This window comes from Nocardia farcinica, assembly GCF_001182745.1.
GTDB classification, from domain to species: Bacteria; Actinomycetota; Actinomycetes; order Mycobacteriales; family Mycobacteriaceae; genus Nocardia; species Nocardia farcinica.
Genome location: NZ_LN868938.1, coordinates 3,079,810 through 3,101,739, shown reverse-complemented (window position 1 = coordinate 3,101,739; position 21,930 = coordinate 3,079,810). Strand labels below are relative to the sequence as shown.

Here is a 21,930-nt window from a genome sequence, read left to right as displayed (position 1 = left end):
GCCCCCGACATCCGCAATCCGAGCAGTCGCGACCTGCACCGGCGCTAAACTTCCAGCGGAAGTACCTCCACGCGCACGCTGGTCGATCGACCCGCCGGAAATCTCGTCGCGAGCCCGGCCCGCCGGCGGCTGAGCGCGTCCACCACGCGGACGCGCCGTCCACCCCTGTCTGTGTCGATTCCTCTCCTGAGCACGCCCACTCTCGAGCACGCAGGACACTTCCCATGCCTCAGCGTTCCGTTTCCCCGGTCGCCGCGCGCGAGCAGCTGCCCGCCGACGCCTTCCCCCTCTCGGCCGCGCAGCGCGGTATCTGGTTCGCCCAGCACTTCGCCGGGGACACCCCGATCTCCATCGCGCAGTACGTGGAGCTCACGGGGCCGGTCGACGTCGAGCTGCTCGCCGCGGTGTCGCGGCAGGCGGGCCGCGAGTTCGGCACCGGCTACCTGCGGTTGATGGAGGTCGACGGCCTGCCCTATCAGGTGGTGGACACCGGGATCGAGCACGACCTGCCGGTGATCGATCTGCGCGACGCGGCGGATCCGGTCGCGGCGGCACAGGAGTGGATGCGCGCGGAGTACAGCGCGCCGCTGGATCTGCTCAGCGATCGCCTCGGCGCGTTCGCGATGCTGCGCCTCGGGGACGAGCACTGGTACTGGTACCAGCGCATCCACCACATCGTGCTGGACGGTTTCGGCGCGGTGACGATGGTGCGGCGCATCGCCGAGCTGTACACCGCGGCGCGCACCGGCACGCAGCCTCCGCCGAGCACCGCCGAGGACCTGCGCGCGATCGTGGCGGCCGATGCGGCGTACCGGGATTCGGCCCGGTTCGAGGCCGACGGCGCGCACTGGCGCGAGCACCTGGCCGGGATGGCCGAGCCGGTGGGGCTGGCCGGGCGCACCGCGCCGGTGGACGCGCATCCGATCGTCGCCGCGGGCGAACTCCCTTCGGCCACCGCCGAACTCATCGACGCCGTGGCCCGGGCGGAGTCCTCCGGGGTGGCCCCGATCGTGGTCGCCGCGTTCGCCGCGTATCTGGCCGCGGCGACGTCCGCGGCCGAGGTGACGTTGAGTCTGCCGGTGTCCGGACGCACCACCGCCGCGCTGCGCCGCTCCGGGGGCATGGTCGCCAACGTGGTGCCGTTGCGGTTGCGGGTGGACCCCGCGATCACGGTCGGTGCGCTGATCCGGGCGGCGCAGGGCGAGCTGACCTCGGCGCTGCGCAGGCAGCGCTACCGCCAGGAGGACATCGTGCGCGACCTGGGCTGGGCGGTGGACGAGGCCGCCTCCTTCGGTCCCACGGTGAACCTGATGATGATCGACACCAGGATCACCCTCGGCGAGGTGGTCGGCCGCACCCACGTGCTGACCTCCGGGTTGATCGAGGACCTGTTCCTCAACCTGTATCCCGGTGTCGGCGGGGAAACCACGCACCTGGACTTCCAGGCCAACCCGAACCTCTACGCCCCCGACGAGCTGGCCGGGCACCACAGCCGATTCCTGGACTTCCTGCACGGCTTCCTCGCCGCCGGGACCGCCGCGCCGCTGCGGGACGTGCCGGTGCTGAACCCGGCCGAGCGCGCCGAGCTGCTGCCCGCGCGCGGCCCGGCGGGCCTGCCGCCGCGCACGCTGCCGGACCTGCTGATCGCGGGCGCGACCCGCGATCTGGACGCGATCGCGGTGCGGGCGGGGGACCGGGCGCTGACCTATCGGGAAGTCCTGGCCTACGCCTCGCGGGTGGCGCGGCTGCTCATCGCGCAGGGCGCCGGCCCGGAAACCGCGGTGGCCGTGGCGATTCCACGCTCGATGGAATCCGTGCTCGCCACCTGGGCGGTGGCGTTGACCGGCGCCGCGTTCGTGCCGATCGATCCGGGCCTGCCCGCCGACCGGATCGAGCACATGGTCGGTGACAGCGGCGTGCAGGCCGGGGTGACCGTCGCGGCGGCCCGGCCCGCCCTGCCCGGTCACCTCACCTGGCTGGCGCTCGACGACCCGGCCACGGCGGCGATCGTCGCCGATCAGGATCCGGCCACCGTCACCGCGGCCGACCGCCGCGCGCCCGCGCACCCCGACCAGCCCGCCTACCTGATCTACACCTCCGGCTCGACCGGGCTGCCGAAGGCGGTCGTGGTCCCGCACCGGGGGCTGGCGAACCTGGCCGCGGGCTCGGGCGCCGCGTTCGGCGTCACCGCCGAGGCCGTGGTGGCGCACGCGGTCTCGCCGTCGTTCGACATCTCCGTGGAGGAGTTGCTGGTGACCTTCGCGGCCGGGGCCACCCTGGCCGTGGTGCCGCCGCAGGCCTACGCGGGCGAGGAACTGGCCGAGGTGCTGCGGGCGCACGAGGTGACCTGCCTGAATGTGACTCCGGCCGTGGTCGGTTCGCTCGACCCGGCGAGCCTGCCCGCGGTGCGGACGGTGGTGGTCGGCGGTGACGCCTGCCCACCGGAGCTGGTGGCGCGCTGGGCGGGGCGGCGGCTGCTCAACGGGTACGGGCCCACCGAGACCACGGTCACCGCGACGCTCAGCGCACCGCTGTCCCCGGACGGGCCGGTGACGATCGGCAGCCCGGCCACCGGGATGACGGCGCTGGTGCTCGACCCCTGGCTGCGGCCGGTGCCGCCCGGCGTCACCGGCGAGTTGTACCTGGGCGGACCGGGTCTCGCGCGTGGCTACCACCGGCGCAACGGCCTGACGGCGAGCCGGTTCGTGGCGAACCCCTACACACCCGGCGAGCGCATGTACCGCACCGGTGACCTGGTGCGGTGGCGGCGCGCGGGCGAGCGGCTGGAGCTGGACTACGCGGGCCGCACCGATTTCCAGGTCAAGGTGCGCGGCTACCGCATCGAACTCGGCGAGATCGACGCCGCGCTGGAACACCGGCCCGAGGTCGAGTTCGCGCTGACGATCGGGGCGACCACGCCCGCGGGCGCGACCGCGCTGGTGTCGTACGTGGTCGCCACCCCCGGCTGCGAGGTGCAACCGGAGGCGCTGAAAGCCGCGGTGGGCGAGACACTTCCGGGGTACATGGTGCCGAGCGTGATCATGGTGCTCGACGCCGTCCCGCTCACCCCGGTCGGCAAGGTGGACCGCCGGGCGCTGCCCGCCCCGGATTTCGGCGCCCGGCCGGGCGTGCATCGGGCGCCGAGCACGCCGCGGGAGGAGACGCTGGCGGGATTGTTCGCCGAGGTGTTGGGTCTGGACGCGGTCGGCGTGGACGAGAACTTCTTCGCCCTCGGCGGCGACAGCATCGTCTCCATCCAGTTGGTCTCGCGGGCGCGGGCGGCGGGCCTGCGGTTCAGCGCCCGCGACGTCTTCGAGCGCAAGACGGTGGCCGCGCTGGCCGCCGTGGCCGCCGACGCCGCCGACACCGCGGTCACCGAACTGCCCGGTGGCGGCGTGGGGCCGATCCCGATCACCCCGATCGTGGCGGCGATGCTCGCGCAGGGACCGACGTGGCACCGCTACGGCCAGGCCGCGCTGCTCGCCGTGCCGTCCGACGTCGACGCCGTGCAGCTCACGAACGCCGTGCAGGCGCTGGTCGACCGGCACGACATCCTGCGGTCCACCCTGCACGAGGGCGACGGGTGGGCGTGGACGGTCGCCGCGCCCGGCGCTGTCGACGCCGCCGCGCTGGTCGAGGTGATCGAGGTCGCCGAACCCGAGGTTCCGGAGCAGGTGGTCGAGGCCGCGTTGCAGGCGGCGGCGGATCGGCTGGACCCGGTCGCCGGGCCGCTCGCCCGGTTCGTACTGCTGCGCCCGGCCGCCCCGGCGGGCACGCCGCTGCTGTGGCTGGTGCTGCACCACCTGGTCGTCGACGGGGTGTCGTGGCGCATCCTGGTGCCGGACCTGGTGACCGCCTGGGCCGGTGGGGAACTCGAGCCCGTCGGCACCTCGTTCCGGCGCTGGGCGCACGCCACCGTCGAGCAGGCCGAGGCCCGAGTCGGCGAGCTGCCGGTGTGGCAGGCGATCGCCGCGGTCCCCGATCCGCCGCTGGGCAGGCGCGCCGCCGATCCGGCCGTCGACGTGGTCGCGACCGCCGGCGAGCGGCGCACGACGGTGCCGGGCGCGATCGCGGCCACCGCCGTGGACGTGCTGCCCGAGCTGTTCCACTGCGGCGCCGACGACGTGCTGCTGGCCGCGCTGGCGATGGCGGTCGCGCGCTGGCGGGGCCGGACCAGGACGTTGTTCACGATGGAGGGACACGGTCGCGAGGAATCCGTGCTGCCCGGCGCCGATCTCGCGCGCACTGTCGGCTGGTTCACCAGCGTCTACCCGATCGCGCTCGACCTGACCGGCATCGACCTCGCGGACGCGTTCGCGGGCGGGCCCGCCGCGGGCGCGGCGATCAAGGCGGTCAAGGAACAGGTGCGGGCGATCCCGGACAAGGGCGTCGGCTACGGAATGCTGCGCTACCTGAATCCGGCGACCGCGCCCGTGCTCGCGGCCGGACCGACCCCGCAGATCAGCGTCAACTACCTCGGCCGCGCCACCACCGACTCCGACGGGAGCCACTGGCTGCCGAGGCGATTCGCCGGCACCACCGACGAGCGCGCCCCGCTGCCCGCCGTCGTCGACATCAACGCGATCCTCGGCACGGCCGGACTGGAGATCACCTGGACCTACGCGAGCGGCATCCTCGACGCCGCCGAGGTCGACGAACTCGCGCGGCACTGGGCCGACGCACTGGCCGCGCTCGCCGCCCACGCCGAGCGCCCCGGCGCCGGTGGACACACCCCCTCCGACTTCCCGCTCACCACCGTCACCCAGGAACAACTCGTGCGGTGGGAGCGCGAATACCCGAACCTGGCGCAGGTGTGGCCGCTGTCGCCGTTGCAGTACGGCCTGCTCTTCCACGCCTGGTACGACACCGACACCGCCGACGGCTACACCGTGCAGACCAGGCTCACCCTCGCGGGCCGGGTCGACGGCGCCCGGCTGCGCGCGGCCGCCCAGGTGCTCGTCGACCGGCACGAGAACCTGCGCGTGGCATTCGTCGAAACGCCGGACGGCCCACGGCAACTCGTGCTGGCCGACGCCGAGGTCAGCTGGCGCGACACCGACCTCACCCACCTGCCGCCGGGGGAGCGGGCCTGTGAACTGGACCGGGTGCTGGCCGTGGACGCGGGCACCCGCTTCGATCTGGCCCGTCCGCCGCTGATCCGGTTCCAGCTGGTCCGCACCGACGCCGACACCTACACCCTGCTGATGACCAACCATCACCTGGTGCTCGACGGCTGGTCCACGCCGCTGCTGGTGCGGGAGCTGTTGACGGTCTACATCGCGGCGGGGCTCGGCGCGCCGGTGGCCGACGTGCTGCCGCCCGCCCCCTCCTACCGGGAATTCCTCGCCTGGCTGGCCGAGCAGCGTCCCGCCGACGGCGACGACTCGCTGACCGCCTGGCGGCGGGCGCTGGCCGGCGTCGACGCACCCACCCGGGCGGTGCCCACCCTGGCCGGGATCCGCTCCACCGAATCCGGCATGGTCTCGGTGGATCTGCCCGCGACCGCGGTGGCCAGGCTCGAGGCGACCACCCGCGCGGCGGGCGCGACGGTCAACGTCGCGGTGCAGGCCGCCTGGGCGCTGCTGCTGACCATGCTCACCGGCCGCACCGACGTGGTGTTCGGCGGCACCGTCTCGGGCAGGCCGCCGCAGCTGCCCGGGGTGGAGGAGATGGTGGGGCTGTTCATCAACACCCTCCCGGTGCGGGTGCGCCTCGACCCGGCCGAGACGGTCGGCGAACTGCTGGCGCGGGTGCAGGCCGAGCAGGCGGCCCTGCTCGATCACCAGCACGTGGGCCTGGCCGCCATCCACGAGGCGGTCGGCCTGCCCGAGCTGTTCGACACCCTCACCGTGTTCGAGTCGTATCCGGTCGACCGCGAGGCGCTGTCGCAGTCGCTGGACATCGCCGGCATGCGGGTGCTCGACGTCGCGGGCACCGACGCCACGCCGTACCCGTTGAACCTCATGGTCATTCCGTTGCACGCGGTGCCCGGCGAACCCGGCGACCGGCTGCGGCTGACGATCAAGTTCATGGCCGACCACCTGCCCGAGCCCGCGGCCGCCCGGCTGCTGGACCGGTTCGTGGCGCTGCTCGAACAGATCGCCGCCGACCCGCACCGGCGCGTGGCGGCCGTGCAGCACTGCGACCCCGCCGAGCTGGCCGCGCTGGCACCGGTGCGCGGGCCCGCCTCGGTGCCCGCGCGCACGCTGCCGGAGGTCCTCACCGCCGCCGCGGCGCTCGACCCCGATGCCGTCGCGGTGAGCGCCGGGACCGACAGCATGACCTATCGCGAGCTGGACGCCTGGTCCAACCGCTTCGCCCGGGTGCTGCTGCGCCGCGGGGTGGGCGCCGAGGTGTTCGTGGTGCTCGCCCTCACCCGCTCGGTGGAGTCGGTGGTGGCGGTGTGGGCGCTGGCCAAGACCGGCGCGGCCTTCGCGCCGCTGGACCCGAACTATCCGGTGGAACGCATCGAGCACATCCTCACCGATTCCAAGGCGCCCATCGGCGTGACCGTCCGCGCCACCGGCGAAACCCTGCCCGGCACCATCGACTGGCTGCTGCTCGACGACCTCGCCACCATCCGGCGGGCGATGACGGTACCCGACGATCCGATCACCGACGCCGAACGCGGCGGAGCGATCCGGCTGGACCAGACGGCCTACCTCATCTACACCTCCGGTTCCACCGGCAAGCCCAAGGCCGTGCTGCTCAGCCATCGCGGGATCGCGGATCTGGTGGCGGCCCAACACGAGTCGCTCGATCTCGAGCCGTCGGCGCGCGCCTTGCAGGTCGCCTCACCGAGCTTCGACGCCTCGGTGTTCGAGCTGCTGACCGCGCACGCCGTCGGCGGGCACCTGGTGCTCTCGCCGCCGGAGGTCTACGGCGGGCCGGAACTGGAACGGCTGCTGCGCGACCGACGGGTCAGCCACGCCGTCATCACCCCCTCGGTGCTGGCCACCATGGACCCGCGCGAGCTGCCCGACCTGCGGGTGCTCGCGGTCGCGGGCGAGGCGTCCGGCCCGGAGCTGACCGCGCAGTGGGCGGTCGGGCGGCGCATGCTGAACCTCTACGGCCCCACCGAGTTCAGCATCTGGGCCACCGGGCCCGGCGAACTGCGGCCGGGGGAGCCGGTGACGGTGGGCGGGCCGATCCGCGGTGCCGCGGTGCTGGTACTGGACACCTGGCTGCGGCCGGTGCCGATGGGCGTGGAGGGTGAGCTGTACCTGGCGGGCCCGGCCATCGCGCGCGGCTACTTCAACCGATTCGCGATGACCGCCGCCCGTTTCGTCGCCAACCCCTGGGGCGCGCCCGGCGAACGCATGTACCGGACCGGAGACATGGTGCGCTGGATCGAGGTGCCGCGCGACGGCCGTGCGGTGCGCGAACTGGAATACCTGGGGCGCAGCGACTTCCAGGTCAAGATCCGCGGCCTGCGCATCGAGCTGGGCGAGATCGACGCGGTGCTGGCCGCCGACGACGCCGTCGACTACGCCGCCACCATCGGCCTTCCCGGTCCGGCGGGCGAACCGGTGCTGGTGTCGTATGTGGTGCCCGTCCCCGGTCGCACCCCGGGCGAGCTGGACGCCGAGCGGCTGCGGTCGCGGGTGGCGGGCGTGCTGCCGGGCTACATGGTGCCCGCCCACCTGGTGGTGCTCGACGAGGTGCCGCTGACCCCGGTCGGCAAGCTGGACCGCAAGGCCCTGCCGGTGCCCGATTTCACGGTGTCGCAGCGGCCGTACCTGGCTCCGCGCACAGCGGTGGAGCGGGCCGTCGCCGAGGTGTTCGCCGAGGTGCTCGGCACCGAGCGGGTCAGCGTGGACCACTCCTTCTTCGAGCTGGGCGGCAACTCGCTCAGCGCCACCAAGGTGGTGGCGCGGGTCAATGCCGCGTTGAATGCGACCGTCGCGCTGCGCGACCTGTTCGACGCGCCCACCGCCGCGCAACTGGCCGCGCGGGTGGTGCCGGCCCTCGACGGACCGAGCGGGCTGCCGGTGCTCGCGCCGCGCCTGCGGCCGGACCGGGTGCCGCTGTCGCCCGCCCAGCAGCGCATGTGGGTGCTCAACCGGCTCGAACCCGACTCCCCGGCCTACAACATCGCGGTCGCCCTGCGGCTGACCGGCGTCCTCGACACCGCCGCGATGCGCCGTGCGCTGGCCGCGGTGGTGCGCCGCCACGAGAGCCTGCGCACGGTGTATCCGGCCGATGCCGAGGGGCCGCGGCAGGTGGTGGTCGGCGTCGAGGTCGCCGCCCCCGAGCCGGCCGTCCTGCCGATCGACGACGGTGCCGCGCTGCGCGCCGCGATCGCCGAACTCGCCTGCGCCGGTTTCGATCTCACCACCGATCCGCCGCTGCGGGTCGGGCTGTTCCGGCTGCCCGTGGACGCGGGGGCCGCGCCCGAGCACGTGATCGCGCTGGTGGTGCACCACATCAGCGCCGACGGCGCGTCCATGGCGCCACTGGCCGCGGACCTGATGACCGCCTACGCCACCGAGACCGCGGGCGGCACCGCCGAACTGCCGCCGCTGCCGGTCCAATACGCCGACTACGCGCTGTGGCACCGCGAACTGCTCGGCGACGAGGACGATCCCACCTCGCGCACCGCCGCCCAGACCGCGTTCTGGCGCGAAACCCTGCTCGGCGCACCGGAATCGATCGAACTCGCCGCCGACCGGCCGCGACCCGCCGTGCCCTCGCTGCGCGGAACGGACCTGCCGTTCACCGTCGACGCCGATCTGCACCGGCGACTGGCCGCACTCGCCGCCGCGACCGGGGTGAGCCTGTTCATGGTGGTGCACGCCGCCTTCGCGGTGCTGCTGGCCCGTCTCGGCAGCACCCGCGACGTGGTGCTCGGCACCGCCGTGGCCGGGCGCGGCGAGCCCGCGCTCGACGGCATGGTCGGGATGTTCGTCAACACGCTCGCGCTGCGCACCGATGTCGATCCCGACCGCTCGTTCCGGGAGTTGCTCGGCGCCGTGCGCGAGCGCGACCTGGCCGCCTTCGCCCACGCCGATGTGCCCTTCGAGCGGCTGGTCCAGCACCTGGACCCGCCCCGCTCGACCGCCCACCACCCGATCTTCCAGGTGACCCTGTCGCTGCAGAACTACACCGAGCCGGTCCTCGAACTGCCCGGCCTGCGCATCACCGTCGAAGACCTCGACCGCGACGCCACCCAGTTCGACCTGGCCCTGGACCTGCGCGAACACACCGACGGCACCGACCGGGCCGGCATCGACGCGGTCCTGACCTACGCCACCGACCTGTTCGATCCCGGCACGGCCGAGGCGATGGCACGGCGCTGGGTCGCGCTGCTGGCGACCGTCGCCGGGAACGCCGATGTCCGGGTGGGCGACCTGGACCTGCTGCTGCCCGAGGAACGCAGCCGCCTGGTGCCTGCCATCGACCCGCGCGCGGCGGCGGCCACCACGACGCTGCCCGGCCTGCTCGCTCGCACCGCCGCCGCCCACCCGGACCGGATCGCGCTGATCGCGGGGGGGACCGTGCTGACCTATCGCGAACTCGACCGGCGGGCCACCGACGTGGCACGCCTGCTCGTGGCCGCGGGTGCCGGACCGGAGACGGTGGTCGCCCTCGGCCTCCCCCGCGGCGCCGACCTGTGGATCGGCATGTGGGCGGCGGCCAAGGCGGGCGCGGCGTTCCTGCCGGTCGACCCGAAGCACCCGAGCGACCGGATCGAGCACATGCTCACCGATTCCGGCGCGCTGCTCGGCCTCACGGTCGCGGCCCACCGCGACCGGCTGCCGGGTTCGGCCCACTGGCTCGTTCTCGACACCACCGCCCCGGCACCGGCGTCGGGTGACGGTCGTGCGACACCGCTGCCCGGCACCGTCCATCCCGACCGGCCCGCGTGGATGATCTACACCTCCGGTTCGACCGGAATCCCCAAGGGCGTCACCGTCACCCACCGCGGCGTCGCCGATCTGGTGGCAGCGCAACGAGATCTGCTCCGGCTCGACGAGCGGGCCCGGGTATTGCAGGTCGCGTCCCCGAGTTTCGACGCCTCGGTGTTCGAGGCGCTCATGGCCTTCGGGACCGGCGCGGCGTGTGTCGTCGCACCGCCGGACGTGTTCGGCGGGACCGCGCTGGCCGAGCTGATCGCCGCCGAGCAGGTAACGCACATGGTGATCACCCCCTCGGCGCTGTCGACGCTGGAGCCGGAGTCGACGCCGTCGGTGCGCGTGCTCGCCGTCGCCGGGGAGGCCGTCGGCGCCGAGGTGGTGCGGCGGTGGGCGCGCGGTCGCACCATGCTGAACCTGTACGGCCCCACCGAGACCACCATCTGGGCGACCGCCTCGGCACCGCTGACGCCGGACGCGCCGGTCACCATCGGCGGACCCGTGGCCGGGGCGCGCGCGGTGGTGCTCGATGCCCGGCTGCGCCCGGTCCCCGCCGGGGTGGCGGGTGAGCTGTACCTGGCGGGGCCGGGCCTGGCGCGCGGCTACCACGGCCGGGCGGACCTGAACGCGACGCGGTTCGTGGCCGACCCCTACGGCGGCGCGGGCGAGCGCATGTACCGCACCGGCGACCTGGTGCGCTGGACCCGCGACGGCGAGCTGGAGTACCTGGGCCGCACCGACTTCCAGGTCAAGGTGCGCGGTCAGCGCATCGAACTCGGCGAGATCGACGCGGTGCTGACCCGCGCCGCCGGTGTCGACTTCGCGGTCACCCTCGGCGTGGCGGGGCCCGGCGGCGGTACCGCCCTCGCCGCGTACGTGGTACCCGAGCCGGGCGCCGACCTCGATCTCACCCGGCTGCGCGCTCACGCCGCGGAAACCCTGCCCGGATACATGGTGCCGTCCGCGTTCGTGGTGCTCGACGCGATCCCGCGCAACGCTGTCGGCAAGCTGGACCGGGCCGCGCTGCCCGCACCGGTGTTCGGCGGCGCGGGCACCGAGTACGTCGCCCCGGCCACGCCCACCGAGCAGACCCTGGCCGCCCTGGTCGCCGACCTGCTCGGCCGCGACCGGGTCGGCACGCGCGACTCGTTCTTCGCCCTCGGCGGCGACAGCATCCTGGCCATCCAATTGGTCTCCCGCGCCAAACAGGAAGGCATCACGCTGACCCCGCTGCAGGTGTTCGAGCATCGCACGGTCGCGGCGCTGGCCGCCGCGGCCGATGACGCGGGCGTGGCCGTGGTGCTCGAGGAGCTGCCCGGTGGCGGGGTGGGGGAGCTGCCGCCGACCCCGATCGTGCGCTACATGATCGAGCGCGGCGGCGACTTCGACCGGTTCGCGCAGACCGCGGTGCTCGAGCTGCCGCTCGGCATCACCGCCGAGCAACTCCACACCACCTTGGCCGCGGTCGTCGACCGGCACGACATGCTGCGGGCCCGGCTGCTCCGGGTCGACGGCGACTGGCGGATCGTGACCGGTGCGCCCGGCACCGTCGACGTGGCCGCGCTGGTGCGCCGCATCGAGTTCCCGGCCGACGCCGATCCGCTGGACCTGCGCGAATTCGCCGTCACCGAACTCGACGCCGCGCTGAACCGGCTCGACCCCGCCGACGGCCCGGTGCTCCAGTTCCTCTGGCTCGATCCGGTCGGCACGGCGGGGGCCCGACCCCGCACCGGCAGGCTGGTCGTGGTCGCCCACCACCTGGTGATCGACGGCGTCTCCTGGCGCATCCTGGTGCCCGATCTCATGGCGGCGTGGGCGCAGGTCTCGACCGGGGCCACCCCGGTGCTCGCCGACACCGGCACGTCGATGCGGCGCTGGGCGCACGCCCTGGCCGAGGAAGCGCACAGCGAGCGACGCCGGGCCGAGCTGCCCTACTGGCAGCAGGTCGTGGCCGGTCCCGACCCCGGCCTCGCCGCGCGCGACCTCGACCCGGCGATCGATCAGGCGCGCACGCTCACCCAGGTGGAGGTCGAACTTCCGGCGGAGCTCACCACCGACCTGCTGACCGCCGTCCCCGCGCTCGTGCACGGCGGCGCCGAGGACGGGCTGCTCACCGGTCTCGCGCTGGCCGTGCGGGCCTGGCGGGCGCGGCGCGGCACCGACACCGGCGACGTACTGGTCCGCCTGGAAGGCCACGGGCGGCAGGAGGACGTGATTCCCGGGGCGGACCTGTCCCGAACGATCGGCTGGTTCACCAGCATCTACCCGGTGCGCCTACCGGTCGCGGTCGACGTGGACGCGGCGCTGGCGGGCGGCGCCGAACTCGGCGCGGCGATGCGCGCGGTGACCCACGTGATGCGGGCCGTCCCCGACAAGGGACTCGGCTTCGGCATGCTCCGCTACCTGAACAGCGACACCGCACCGCACCTTCCGCCACGGCTGCCCGGCCGGATCGCCTTCAACTACCTGGGCCGCTACGCCGCCGCCGACATCCCCGCGGGCCTCGAGGGCCTGGGCTGGCTGCCCACCGACGACCTCGGCGAGCTGCCCGCGACCGAACACCCCGGCGTGCCGTTGCAGGCCGAGGTGGACGTGAACGCCGTGGTGATCGACGACCGGCTGCGGGCGAGCTTCGGGTTCCCCGCGACCCTGCTCGACCGCGCCGACGTCGCCGAGCTGGCCGAATCGTGGGTCGCGGCGCTGACCGCGCTGGCCCGCTTCGCGCACAGCCCGCTCGGCCGGGAGACCGCCGAAGCCGAACAGCGGCACCTGGCCGAACAGGCCGAGGTCACCCCGGGCGCCGGTCTGGGCCTGGATGTCCTGTTGCCCATCCGGCTCGGCGGCGACGCACCCGCCCTGTTCTGCGTGCATCCCTCGTCGGGCATGGCGTGGACCTATCTGGGCCTGGCCGACGCGCTCGCGCCCGGCCGCCCGATCTACGGCCTACAGGCACCCGATCTGAGCGGCCGCGAGCCGTCCCCCGGCAGCATCGAGGCCTTCGCCCGCCGCTACCTGCGCGAGATCCGAGCCGTGCAACCGGACGGGCCCTACCACCTGCTGGGCTGGTCCTACGGCGGCCTGATCGCGCACGCGATGGCCGCGCAGCTGGCGGCGGAGGGCGCCGAGGTCGGTGTGCTCGCGCTGCTGGACGCCGACACCGCCGACATCGACGGCGACAGCATCGAACCGCTCACCGCGGGCACCTTCGTGCACACCTTCGGCGCCGTCTTCGGCATCGAGGACGTGCCCGCCGCGGCCACCGCCGAGCAGGCGGCCGAGCTGATCGCGGCACGGATGGGCGGCGCGGCCGTGGTCGATGCCGCCACCCTGGAGCGGATGGCGGCGTCCTACAACGCCTCCGCGCGCACCCGTACCGGCTACCGCAGGCCGGTCTTCCCCGGCGACGCGGTGTACTTCCACGCCACCGTGGACAGTTCCGAGATCTTCGGACCGGACGGCTGGCGGCCCTACATCACCGGCCGCCTCACCAGTCACGACATCGAAGCCACCCACGACGAGCTGACCGCACCGCACGTCCTGCCGCGGATCGCCCGGCTGCTCGACCAGCACCTTGGAGGCACCCAGTGAACGACACCGCGGTAGTGGTCGACGGCGTCGAGAAGTCCTTCGGAGCCGTGCGCGCGCTGCGCGGCGTCGACTTCGTCGCGCACCAGGGGGAGGTGCTCGGCATCCTCGGCCCGAACGGCGCGGGCAAGACCACGACGGTCAACATCCTGTCCACCCTGGTCACCCCGGATGCGGGCCGGGCGAGTGTCGCCGGGCACGACGTGGTCGCCGACCCGGCGGGCGTGCGCCGCTGCATCATGTTGACCGGCCAGTTCGCCGCGCTCGACGACATGCTCAGCGGCTACGAGAACCTGGTCATGTTCGGCAGGCTGATGGGACTGCGCAAACGAGCCGCCCGGGCCCGTGCCGAGGAACTGCTGGTCGAATTCGACCTCACCGACGCCGCCGGACGCCGGGTGGGCACCTACTCCGGCGGCATGCGCAGGCGCATCGACATCGCCTGCGGACTGGTCGTCCGGCCCGACGTGGTGTTCCTCGACGAGCCGACCACCGGCCTCGACCCGCGCAGCAGGCAGGGCGTGTGGGATCTGGTCGGCGGATTCCGCGCGCACGGCATCACCACCCTGCTCACCACCCAGTACCTGGAGGAAGCCGACGCGCTCTGCGACCGGATCATCGTCATCGACCACGGCGTCGTCATCGCCGAGGGCACCGCCGACGAACTCAAATCCCGCACCGGCGGCAGCTACTGCGAGGTCGTGCCGCTGCGACTGGAAGACCTGCCCGCCATCGCGGCCGTCCTGGGTCCGCTGCTGCCACCCGGCCATCCGGCGCCCGGCCCGGACGCCGACCGCCTCGCCATCCCCGCCCCGGACGGCGCCAAGACGCTCGCCGAGGCCCTGCGCCGCCTGGACGCCGCCGGGCTGGAACTGGTCGACATCGCCCTGCGCCGACCCTCCCTCGACGACGTCTTCCTGCACCTCACCGGCCATCCCGCCGCGACGGAGAGCGAGGTGCCCGCATGAGCGGGCCGACACCCGGCGGCGGCGCGGCATCCGCACGCAGCGCTTCCCGGGCCGGCGCGGTGCCCGTGATCGAGGCGGTCGCGACGGAGCCAGCGGCACCCGCCCATCGGGGCGCCTGGCTCACCGATCTGCGCGCGCGGCCGGTGCGCGCGCGGCAGTGGTGGGTGCTCACCACCCGGCTCATCACACCCTCGGTCAAGACCGGGGAGGTGCTCACCTCGGTGTTCGCGCCCGCCGCCTTCACCGCCAGCTTCTACATCCCGCTCAAAACGGTGATGACCTTCGCGGGCACCGGATTCAGCAGCTACGCGCAGTTCATGATGCCGTTGGTGATCCTGCAGGCAGCCGCGTTCACCGCGATCGGCGCGGCCTTCCGCTCGGCCACCGACGCCGTCGCGGGACTGGACCGCCGCTTCGGCTCCATGCCGATCGGGAAGCTGGTGCCGTTCGGGGCGCGCATGTCCGGCAACGTGTTCCGGCTCGTCATCGCCCTCACCGCGGCGCTGGTGTGCGGGCACGTCATCGGGTTCCGGTTCCGGCTCGACGCCCTGCACACGCTCGGATTCCTGGCGCTGGCGCTGGCGATCGGCATCGCCTTCACCGTCGGCGCGGACGTCATCGGCACCGCGTCGAAGAGCCCCGAGGCCACCACCCAGGCGCTGGTGCTGCCGCCGCTCATCCTCGGCATGCTCTCCACCGCGCTCGCACCGGCCACCCAGTTCCCGCAGTGGGTGCAGCCGTTCGTGCGCAACCAGCCGATCTCGCAGTTCGCCATCGGGCTGCGGGCACTGGCCGGAGACACCGCGGGCAACGCCGGAGTGGTCAGCTGGTCGCTGCTCGGGCCGTCGCTGCTGTGGCTGGCGGGCATCCTCGCGCTCGCACTGCCCCTGGCCGTTCGATTCGCCACGAGGAGGTCGTGATGGGGGCGGCACATCGCGCGAAGCCGACGTATCCGGAGAACTCGCCGATCACGTTGGCCGCCAACGTCTCGGTGCAGACCCAGCGGCTGCTGCTGCGCTGGTCGCGCAGCCCGGTGGCGCTGCTGGAGACCCTGATCATCCCGTGCCTGCTGCTGTTCATGCTCGACACCGTCGTGGGCGGGCAGATCCAGAAGTTCGCCGGCGACGACGCCCTCTACGGATCGGTGCCGATGGTGGCGGTGGTGGGCGCGCTGTCCGGCGCCGTCGCGGGCGGGGTGATGCTCGGCCGCGAACGCGACGACGGCCTGCTCGCCCGCTTCTGGGTGCTGCCCGTCCACCGCGCCTCCGGGCTCGTGGCGCGGGTGCTCGCCGAGGGCTGCCGCATCCTGCTGGGCACCCTCGTCGTCGTGGGCGTCGGCTATCTGCTCGGATTCCGCTTCCACCAGGGGGTGCCCGCCGCACTGGCGTTCGTGGCCGTCCCGGTCCTGTTCGGCCTCGCCTTCGCCACCCTGGTCACCGCCGTGGCGGTGTACACGGCCAAGGCCGCGCTGGTCGAGGGGGTCGCCATCCTCAGTTCCCTGCTGATGTTCTTCAGCACCGGGTTCGTTCCGCTGATCGCCTATCCGGAGTGGATCCAGCCCGTCGTCCGCAACCAGCCCATGTCGGCCGCCGTGGACGCGATGAAGGCGCTGTCACTGGGTGGGCCGCTCGCCGATCCGCTGACCCGCACGGTGCTGTGGTCGCTGGGCATCATCGCGGTGTGCGCGGTTCCGGCAGCCATCGGCTACCGGCGGGCCAGCCGCAGCTGACGGGGTTCTCCGGCGGACGGTACGCGGTCAGGGGCGGTACTCGTCGTCCCCGGTCAGCGGTACCCGCGCTGGAACCGGAGGGCGGGGCAGCCGTGGCGTCTGGGACGCGTCGTCGGCGGGCGCCTCCTCCTGGGCCAGTCGTGGTGCTCGCAGTGGCAGTGGGGGTGCTCGGGGTCCCGGCGTCGCCGGAGCCGGTGTCGGAGCGGGCGGACTACCCGGTCGAACGGGGGTCGTCCGCCGCTTCGGTGGAGCCGGCGCCGGTGGAGGCGGGGTTCGTGGCGGTGCCCGTGCTCACTGCGTCGGTGGCAGTGCCCGTGGCGGACGCGTCGGCAGCGCTGCCTGCGGAGGCCGCGTCGGTGGTGGCGGAGGCCGCGTCGGTGGGACCGGGGACCGTGACGGTGTCGGTGGACGCCGCGTCGGTGGCTGTTGCGGTGGCCGAGGGCGCGTCGGGGCCGGTCGCGTCGGGGCTGGTGTCCAGGGGAGCCGCGTCGATGGTGCCCGCGGAGGCAGCGCCGGTGGGTGCGGGGTCCGTGGCGGTGCCCGCGGAGGCAGCGCCGGTGGGTGCGGCGTTCGGGGTGGGGCCTGCGGAGGCCGCGTCCGTCGCGGTCGTGCCCGTGCCGGTCGTGCCCGTCCTGCCCGTGCCCGTCGTGGTCGGGCCGGTGGCGGTCTGCGCGGGGATGTCGGACGTGGTGCCGGTCCCCGCGGTGGCGGGAGCGTCCGGCCCGTCGGGTGCGGGGGTGTCCGCACCGGCCGCGCTGTCGTCCTCGGGGAAGACCTCGAAGGGGATCACGTTCCCGGCGGCGTCGCGCGCACCGAGATCGGCTTCGATCGCGGCCGCCAGGCGCTGCACCGAGTCCCACGGGTGCGGCGGTTCGCCGTCCAGATTGCCGATGGTGTACCAGGTGTCGGTGTCGCGATAGCGCACCAGGCCCCTGCCCGCCTCGTCGAGGGTCACCTCGAGGTCGCCGGAGACCGTGCCTTCCTCGTCGGTCATGACGGCGGCTCTGCCCGAGATTGCCACGATGTCGCTTATCGGAACCCTCCTTGCCGCACGCAGTCGTCGACCGCGGTGCGCAGCGCGGCCTGCTCGGCCGAGTCCACGGTCAGCCCGTACTTTACTTTCACCCGCAGGTACCGATCGACATAGGCACACCGGAACTTTCCCGGCGGCAGGTAGTTCGCGGCGTCCTGGTCGCCCTTGGAGCGGTTCGCGGTCGGGTCGGAGGCCTGCAGGTTCAGCGCGTCGTTGGCGATCCGGCGGCGGGTCTGTTCGTCCATGCCCGCCGCGCCCGAGCGCCATGCCTCGGCCAGCGCCACGATGTGCTCGGCGTCCACCGCCGCCGGGTCGGTGATCCACTTGTAGGGCTTGAGCTGACCGGTCTTCCGGTCGAGGGTGCCGTACTCGTCGCGCCAGCCACCGCCGGAGCCGACCGTGAGCTGACAGGTTGCCGGGTCCAGTTGCACCGCGCCTTCCGCGTCGCGCAGCATCATCACCTCGCGCGTGGTGCACCGGCTGTAGCGGGTGAACTCCGCCCCGAAGCCGTGCTCGGCCTTGTTGGAGTCCCAGTGCGGGAACTTCTCTCGGCTGTAGCCGTTCATCGAGGCTTCCGGGGCGACCTTCAGCTGTGCGAGCATTCCGGTGACCTCGGCGGCCGAGCCCGGTGCCGAACCGGCGGTATCGGTGCGCCCGCTGACGGTTCCGGTCCGCTCCTCCACCACGGCGAACGCGGCCGCGATGAGCGCGGCCAGCACGATCGGCCCCGCCACTCCCAGGAAACGGCGAATCCGGCGGGACGACAACACCTTCACAACGACTCCCTACCGAAACGGGAGCTCACCCGTCCCGCACTCACTACCATGCGCTACCGAAAATGCTGCCGTAGCAAGCAGACCGATGTCACGCATCGATTCGGCATCGTCGGTGGCGTTCCTACCTCAGCGGCCGTCAAGCTACCCCGCCGGTCACCGATGCGAGCGGACCGACCGCTATGAGGTTGCGCACACTCAGTCGGCCGGGAGTTCCGGTCCGGGCTGCGCGGTGGGCGGAATCCCGGTGTCCAGGAAGCGGATCAGCCGATCGATGCGCTCGGCACGCTCCACGCAGCGTTCCAGGTGACTGCCGAGCAGCGTGAGATCGATGACGACGGCCGGAGTTTCGGGACGGTCCGGATCGCTCAGCGCGGCGTGCAGCCGGGCACGCAGCTCGGCCACGGAGGCACCGGGCGCGGGGTCGTCGGCGGGGTGGCCGGTGGTCACCGCCTCGCCCGCGGCGGCCAGCCGGGCCGCGGCGACCCCGCCGAGCTCGGTCAGCGCGGACAGGATCGGCTGCGCCGCAACGTGTTCGGGGTGGTGGCGGTAGACCTGGTCGGCGACCGCGCTGGTGAGGGTGCCGATGCCGGAGAGCTGGTCGGCGATCTGCATCGCGGTCACCACATGGCGCAGGTCGCGGGCGACCGGCGCCTGCAACGCCAGCAGCGCCACCGTGCGCGCCTCGCAGGTGCCGTGCATCTTGTGTAACTGCTCCTCGAGCGCGAACACCTCGTAGGCGGCGGTGAGATCGGCGCCCGCCAGCGCGTCGACGACCCGTTCGAGGGAATCGTGGGCGAGACGGCACATCAGCGTCAGATCGTTGGTCAACGCGATGAGCTCGTGGGTGAACTGGGTCCGCACACGGGAATTCTCGCCCATGCCCCGGCCGGTGCGGAATCGATCGCCACAATATCGCCGCGGGCGACTCGGCCACGTGCCTCGATCTTGATGTCCGATTCTGCTGGGACGATGGAAGCATGATCCGTGCGCTGAGAGACCGCTGGACCGTGTTCGTGCCCCTGCTCGCCGCCGTCGTCCTGGCCGCCACCTGGGGGCGAAGTCTGCCTTCGGTGGGTGTCGTGGTGGTTGCCGCGTTCCTGATCGGGGCGGTGCTCTCGGCGGTCTATCACGCCGAGGTGGTCGCCGAGCGGGTCGGTGAACCGTTCGGGGCGCTGGTGCTCGCCGTGGCCGTCACCGTGATCGAGGTGGCGCTCATCGTCACGCTGATGATCTCCGGCGGGGAGAAATCGGCGACGCTGGCCAGGGACACCGTCTTCGCGGCGGTGATGATCACCTGTAACGGCATCTTCGGCCTCGCCCTGTTGGTCGCGGCGCTGCGCAGGCGGGTGGCCGAGTTCAACGCCGAAGGCACCGGCGCGGCGCTGGCGACGGTGGCGACGCTGGCCACGCTCAGTCTGGTGCTGCCGACCTTCACCTCCAGCGTGCCGGGCCCGGAGTTCTCCACCCCGCAGCTGGCCTTCGCCGCGATCGCCTCGCTGTCGTTGTACGGGCTGTTCGTGATGGTGCAGACGGTGCGGCACCGCGACGACTTTCTGCCGCCGGTCCAGGCGGACGGGGTGGTGACCGACGACGATCTGCACGACGAGCGGCCCTCCACGCGCGCGGCGCTGCTCAGCCTTGCGCTGCTGCTGCTCGCGCTGACCGGGGTGGTCGGGCTGGCCAAGGTGGTCTCGCCGTCGATCGAGTCGGCGGTGGCGACGGCCGGGATGCCGCACGCGGCGGTGGGTGTGGTGATCGCGCTGCTGGTGCTGCTGCCGGAGACGCTGGCCGCGGTCCGGGCCGCGCGGCGCGACCGACTCCAGATCAGCCTGAACCTGGCCCTCGGCTCGGCGATGGCGAGCATCGGGTTGACCATCCCGGTCATCGCTGTAGCAACTATCTGGCTACCTGGTCCGTTGATTCTGGGACTGGGCGCCACGCAGATGGTGTTGCTCGCGCTGACCGTCGTCGTCGGCGTGCTGACCGTGGTTCCGGGGCGCGCCACGCTCCTGCAGGGCGGCGTGCACCTGGCTCTGTTCTCGGCTTTTGTGTTCCTCGCCGCCAGTCCGTAGCCGAAGTGGTGCGGATCACGAATAACCGGAACGGTGCTCGGGTTCGGTTGGAAAGTGGTCAGCGTCACGGCTCCCTGATTTTGTTGTGACGCAGAGTACCTATTAGCTTGGCCGACGTTGGCATCGAAGCCGGATTCGGAGAGCGCCATGAACATCCAGACGTCCCGTGCGGCGGGCGCGGCCCGCGGGCCCGCCGAATGACGCCGGAGATCCGCACGGCCGACCGCGTATCCGCGACGGCGATCGTCCGGAAGAACTTCTCCGATACGGTCGTCTCCTCGCTGCGCACCTTCGGCCGCGCGGTCGGCATCGCCCAGGAATCGGTCACCGGCACCGTCGGCGACCTGATCCGCCGCGAATTCCAGTGGCGTGAGGCCCTGCTCCAGGCGTGGCGGTTGGTCACCGTGACCGCCGTGCCCGCGATCCTGATGGCCGTCCCGTTCGGCGTGATCGTCTCCATCCAGGTCGGCAACCTGATCCACACCCTCGGCGCGGACTCCCTCGTCGGCGCGACCGGCGGGCTCGGCGTCATCAAGCAGGGCGCGCCGATGGCGACCGGCTTCCTGCTCGGCGGCGCGGGCGCGGCCGCCATCGCCGCCGACCTCGGCGCGCGCACCATCCGCGAGGAGATCGACGCGCTGCACACCATGGGCATCAGCCCCATCCACCGGCTGGTGATCCCGCGCATGGTCGCGATGCTGATCGTCGCGCCGCTGCTCAACGTCCTGGTGATCTTCGTCGGCGTGCTCGCCGGGTACGCGGTCGCCATCGGCGGCCAGGACGTGACACCGGGCAGCTACTGGGCCACCTTCGGCTCGTTCACCTCCACCGCGGACGTGTGGGTGTCGCTGGGCAAGGCGCTGATCTTCGGCTTCCTGGTGGTGATCATCGCCTGCCAGCGCGGTCTGGAGGCCAAGGGCGGCCCGCGCGGCGTGGCCGACGCGGTCAACGCCGCCGTGGTGCTCTCGGTGGTCTCGATCGTGTGCGTGAACCTGCTGCTCACCCAGGTCACCGCCATGTTCCTGCCGACGAGGCTGGCCTGATATGGCGGTCTCCTCGTACGTGCCCAAGGGGCTCGGTCCGCTGGTGCGCTACGTGCGGCGCGGCGGGCTGGTGCTGCGCGGCATCGAATCCTTCGGCTTCGTCGCGGTGTTCGTCTGGCAGGTGCTCTCGGCGGTGCCGCTGACGCTGTCGCGCTACCGCGCCGAGACCATGCGTGCCATCACGAACATGACCTGGGGCCGCGGTTCCATCGTGGTCGGCGGCGGCACGGTGCCGATGATGGTGGTGCTCGGGCTGGTGATGGGCGCTTCGGTGGGTGTGGAGTCCTTCGCCACGCTGGACATGCTCGGCATGGGCCCGGTCACCGGCATCGTCTCCGCCTACGCCACCACCCGCGAGCTGGCACCGATCGCGGCCGCGGTCGGGTTCGCCGCCCAGGCGGGCTGCCGGATCACCGCCGAAATCGGGTCCATGCGCATCTCCGAGGAGATCGACGCGATCGAATCACTCGGCCTGCGCTCGGTGCCGTTCGTGGTGACCACCCGGGTGATCGCGGGCGCGCTGGCCATCGTGCCGACCTTCCTGATCGCGCTGATCCTGGCCTACGCGGCCTGCCGCGGGCTGATCACGCTGCTGCACGGACAGTCGGCCGGTGTCTACGACCACTACTTCTTCCAGTTCGTCTCGGGCTTCGACGTGATCGCCGCGGTGATCAAGGTCGCGGTCTTCGGGACGGTGGTGATCCTGGTCCACAGCTACTACGGCTTCTTCGCCAAGGGCGGGCCCGAGGGCGTCGGCATCGCGTCGGGGCGCGCGGTGCGCACCAGCTTCGTGGCGATCATCGCCATCGACATGGTGCTCTCGATCGTGCTGTGGGGCTTCAACTCGGCGATCAGCTTCACGGGGTGAAC

Annotated in this window: 10 protein-coding genes; 7 read left to right on the top strand and 3 right to left on the bottom strand. The window is 72.8% G+C overall.

All coding sequences use genetic code 11. The annotated features are described in order from the left end of the window. Positions 1–224 precede the first annotated feature (224 nt). The 4 genes from AMO33_RS14720 to AMO33_RS14705 are packed head-to-tail and all read left to right on the top strand — an operon-like array spanning position 225 to position 16,136. Complete coding sequence (locus AMO33_RS14720; RefSeq protein ID WP_060592975.1) at positions 225–13,442, top strand: non-ribosomal peptide synthetase; 13,218 nt, start codon at positions 225–227, stop codon at positions 13,440–13,442. Beyond that, positions 13,439–14,407, top strand: a complete 969-nt coding sequence (locus AMO33_RS14715) for a daunorubicin/doxorubicin resistance ABC transporter ATP-binding protein DrrA (protein WP_060592974.1) — start codon at positions 13,439–13,441, stop codon at positions 14,405–14,407. Before AMO33_RS14720 ends, AMO33_RS14715 begins: the two co-directional genes overlap by 4 nt. After that, entirely contained in the window at positions 14,404–15,327 is a 924-nt protein-coding gene (locus AMO33_RS14710) for an ABC-2 transporter permease (protein ID WP_082668672.1), read from the top strand. Before AMO33_RS14715 ends, AMO33_RS14710 begins: the two co-directional genes overlap by 4 nt. Further along, complete coding sequence (locus AMO33_RS14705; protein ID WP_011207638.1) at positions 15,327–16,136, top strand: ABC transporter permease; 810 nt, start codon at positions 15,327–15,329, stop codon at positions 16,134–16,136. The genes AMO33_RS14710 and AMO33_RS14705 overlap by 1 nt, the downstream gene beginning before the upstream one ends. Before the next feature lie 211 nt (positions 16,137–16,347). Here the strand turns inward: AMO33_RS14705 and AMO33_RS32590 are convergent, their stop codons facing one another. The 3 genes from AMO33_RS32590 to AMO33_RS14690 all read right to left on the bottom strand — a co-directional run bounded on the left by AMO33_RS32590 (position 16,348) and on the right by AMO33_RS14690 (position 18,806). After that, complete coding sequence (locus AMO33_RS32590) at positions 16,348–17,130, bottom strand: hypothetical protein (protein WP_240327534.1); 783 nt, start codon at positions 17,128–17,130, stop codon at positions 16,348–16,350. Positions 17,131–17,165: 35 nt separating this feature from the next. Further along, a complete protein-coding gene (locus tag AMO33_RS14695; RefSeq protein WP_060592973.1) occupies positions 17,166–17,945 on the bottom strand; it encodes an HNH endonuclease family protein in 780 nt (259 codons plus the stop codon). 195 nt (positions 17,946–18,140) lie between these two features. Next, positions 18,141–18,806: a phosphate signaling complex PhoU family protein gene (locus AMO33_RS14690; RefSeq protein WP_229434911.1), complete on the bottom strand. Its 666-nt coding sequence runs from the start codon at positions 18,804–18,806 to the stop codon at positions 18,141–18,143. A gap of 116 nt (positions 18,807–18,922) precedes the next feature. Between AMO33_RS14690 and AMO33_RS14685 the strand changes: the two genes are divergently transcribed. From AMO33_RS14685 to AMO33_RS14675, 3 genes are all read left to right on the top strand, one after another. Further along, positions 18,923–20,017: a calcium:proton antiporter gene (locus AMO33_RS14685; protein WP_011207642.1), complete on the top strand. Its 1,095-nt coding sequence runs from the start codon at positions 18,923–18,925 to the stop codon at positions 20,015–20,017. 197 nt (positions 20,018–20,214) lie between these two features. After that, the gene (locus AMO33_RS14680) at positions 20,215–21,060 is read left to right on the top strand and encodes an ABC transporter permease (protein WP_011207643.1); all 846 of its coding nucleotides are present in this window, start codon (positions 20,215–20,217) and stop codon (positions 21,058–21,060) included. Position 21,061: 1 nt separating this feature from the next. Beyond that, positions 21,062–21,928, top strand: coding sequence for an MlaE family ABC transporter permease (locus AMO33_RS14675; protein WP_011207644.1), 867 nt, complete (start codon positions 21,062–21,064; stop codon positions 21,926–21,928). Positions 21,929–21,930: the final 2 nt, after the last annotated feature.

What these genes read in the sequence shown, in the direction of transcription:
- AMO33_RS14720 (WP_060592975.1), top strand. Translation starts at nt 225, where the DNA reads ATGCCTCAGCGTTCCGTTTCCCCGGTCGCCGCGCGCGAGCAGCTGCCC.
- AMO33_RS14710 (WP_082668672.1), top strand. Translation starts at nt 14,404, where the DNA reads ATGAGCGGGCCGACACCCGGCGGCGGCGCGGCATCCGCACGCAGCGCT.
- AMO33_RS14705 (WP_011207638.1), top strand. Translation starts at nt 15,327, where the DNA reads ATGGGGGCGGCACATCGCGCGAAGCCGACGTATCCGGAGAACTCGCCG.
- AMO33_RS32590 (WP_240327534.1), bottom strand. Translation starts at nt 17,130, where the DNA reads ATGACCGACGAGGAAGGCACGGTCTCCGGCGACCTCGAGGTGACCCTC.
- AMO33_RS14685 (WP_011207642.1), top strand. Translation starts at nt 18,923, where the DNA reads ATGATCCGTGCGCTGAGAGACCGCTGGACCGTGTTCGTGCCCCTGCTC.
- AMO33_RS14680 (WP_011207643.1), top strand. Translation starts at nt 20,215, where the DNA reads ATGACGCCGGAGATCCGCACGGCCGACCGCGTATCCGCGACGGCGATC.
- AMO33_RS14675 (WP_011207644.1), top strand. Translation starts at nt 21,062, where the DNA reads ATGGCGGTCTCCTCGTACGTGCCCAAGGGGCTCGGTCCGCTGGTGCGC.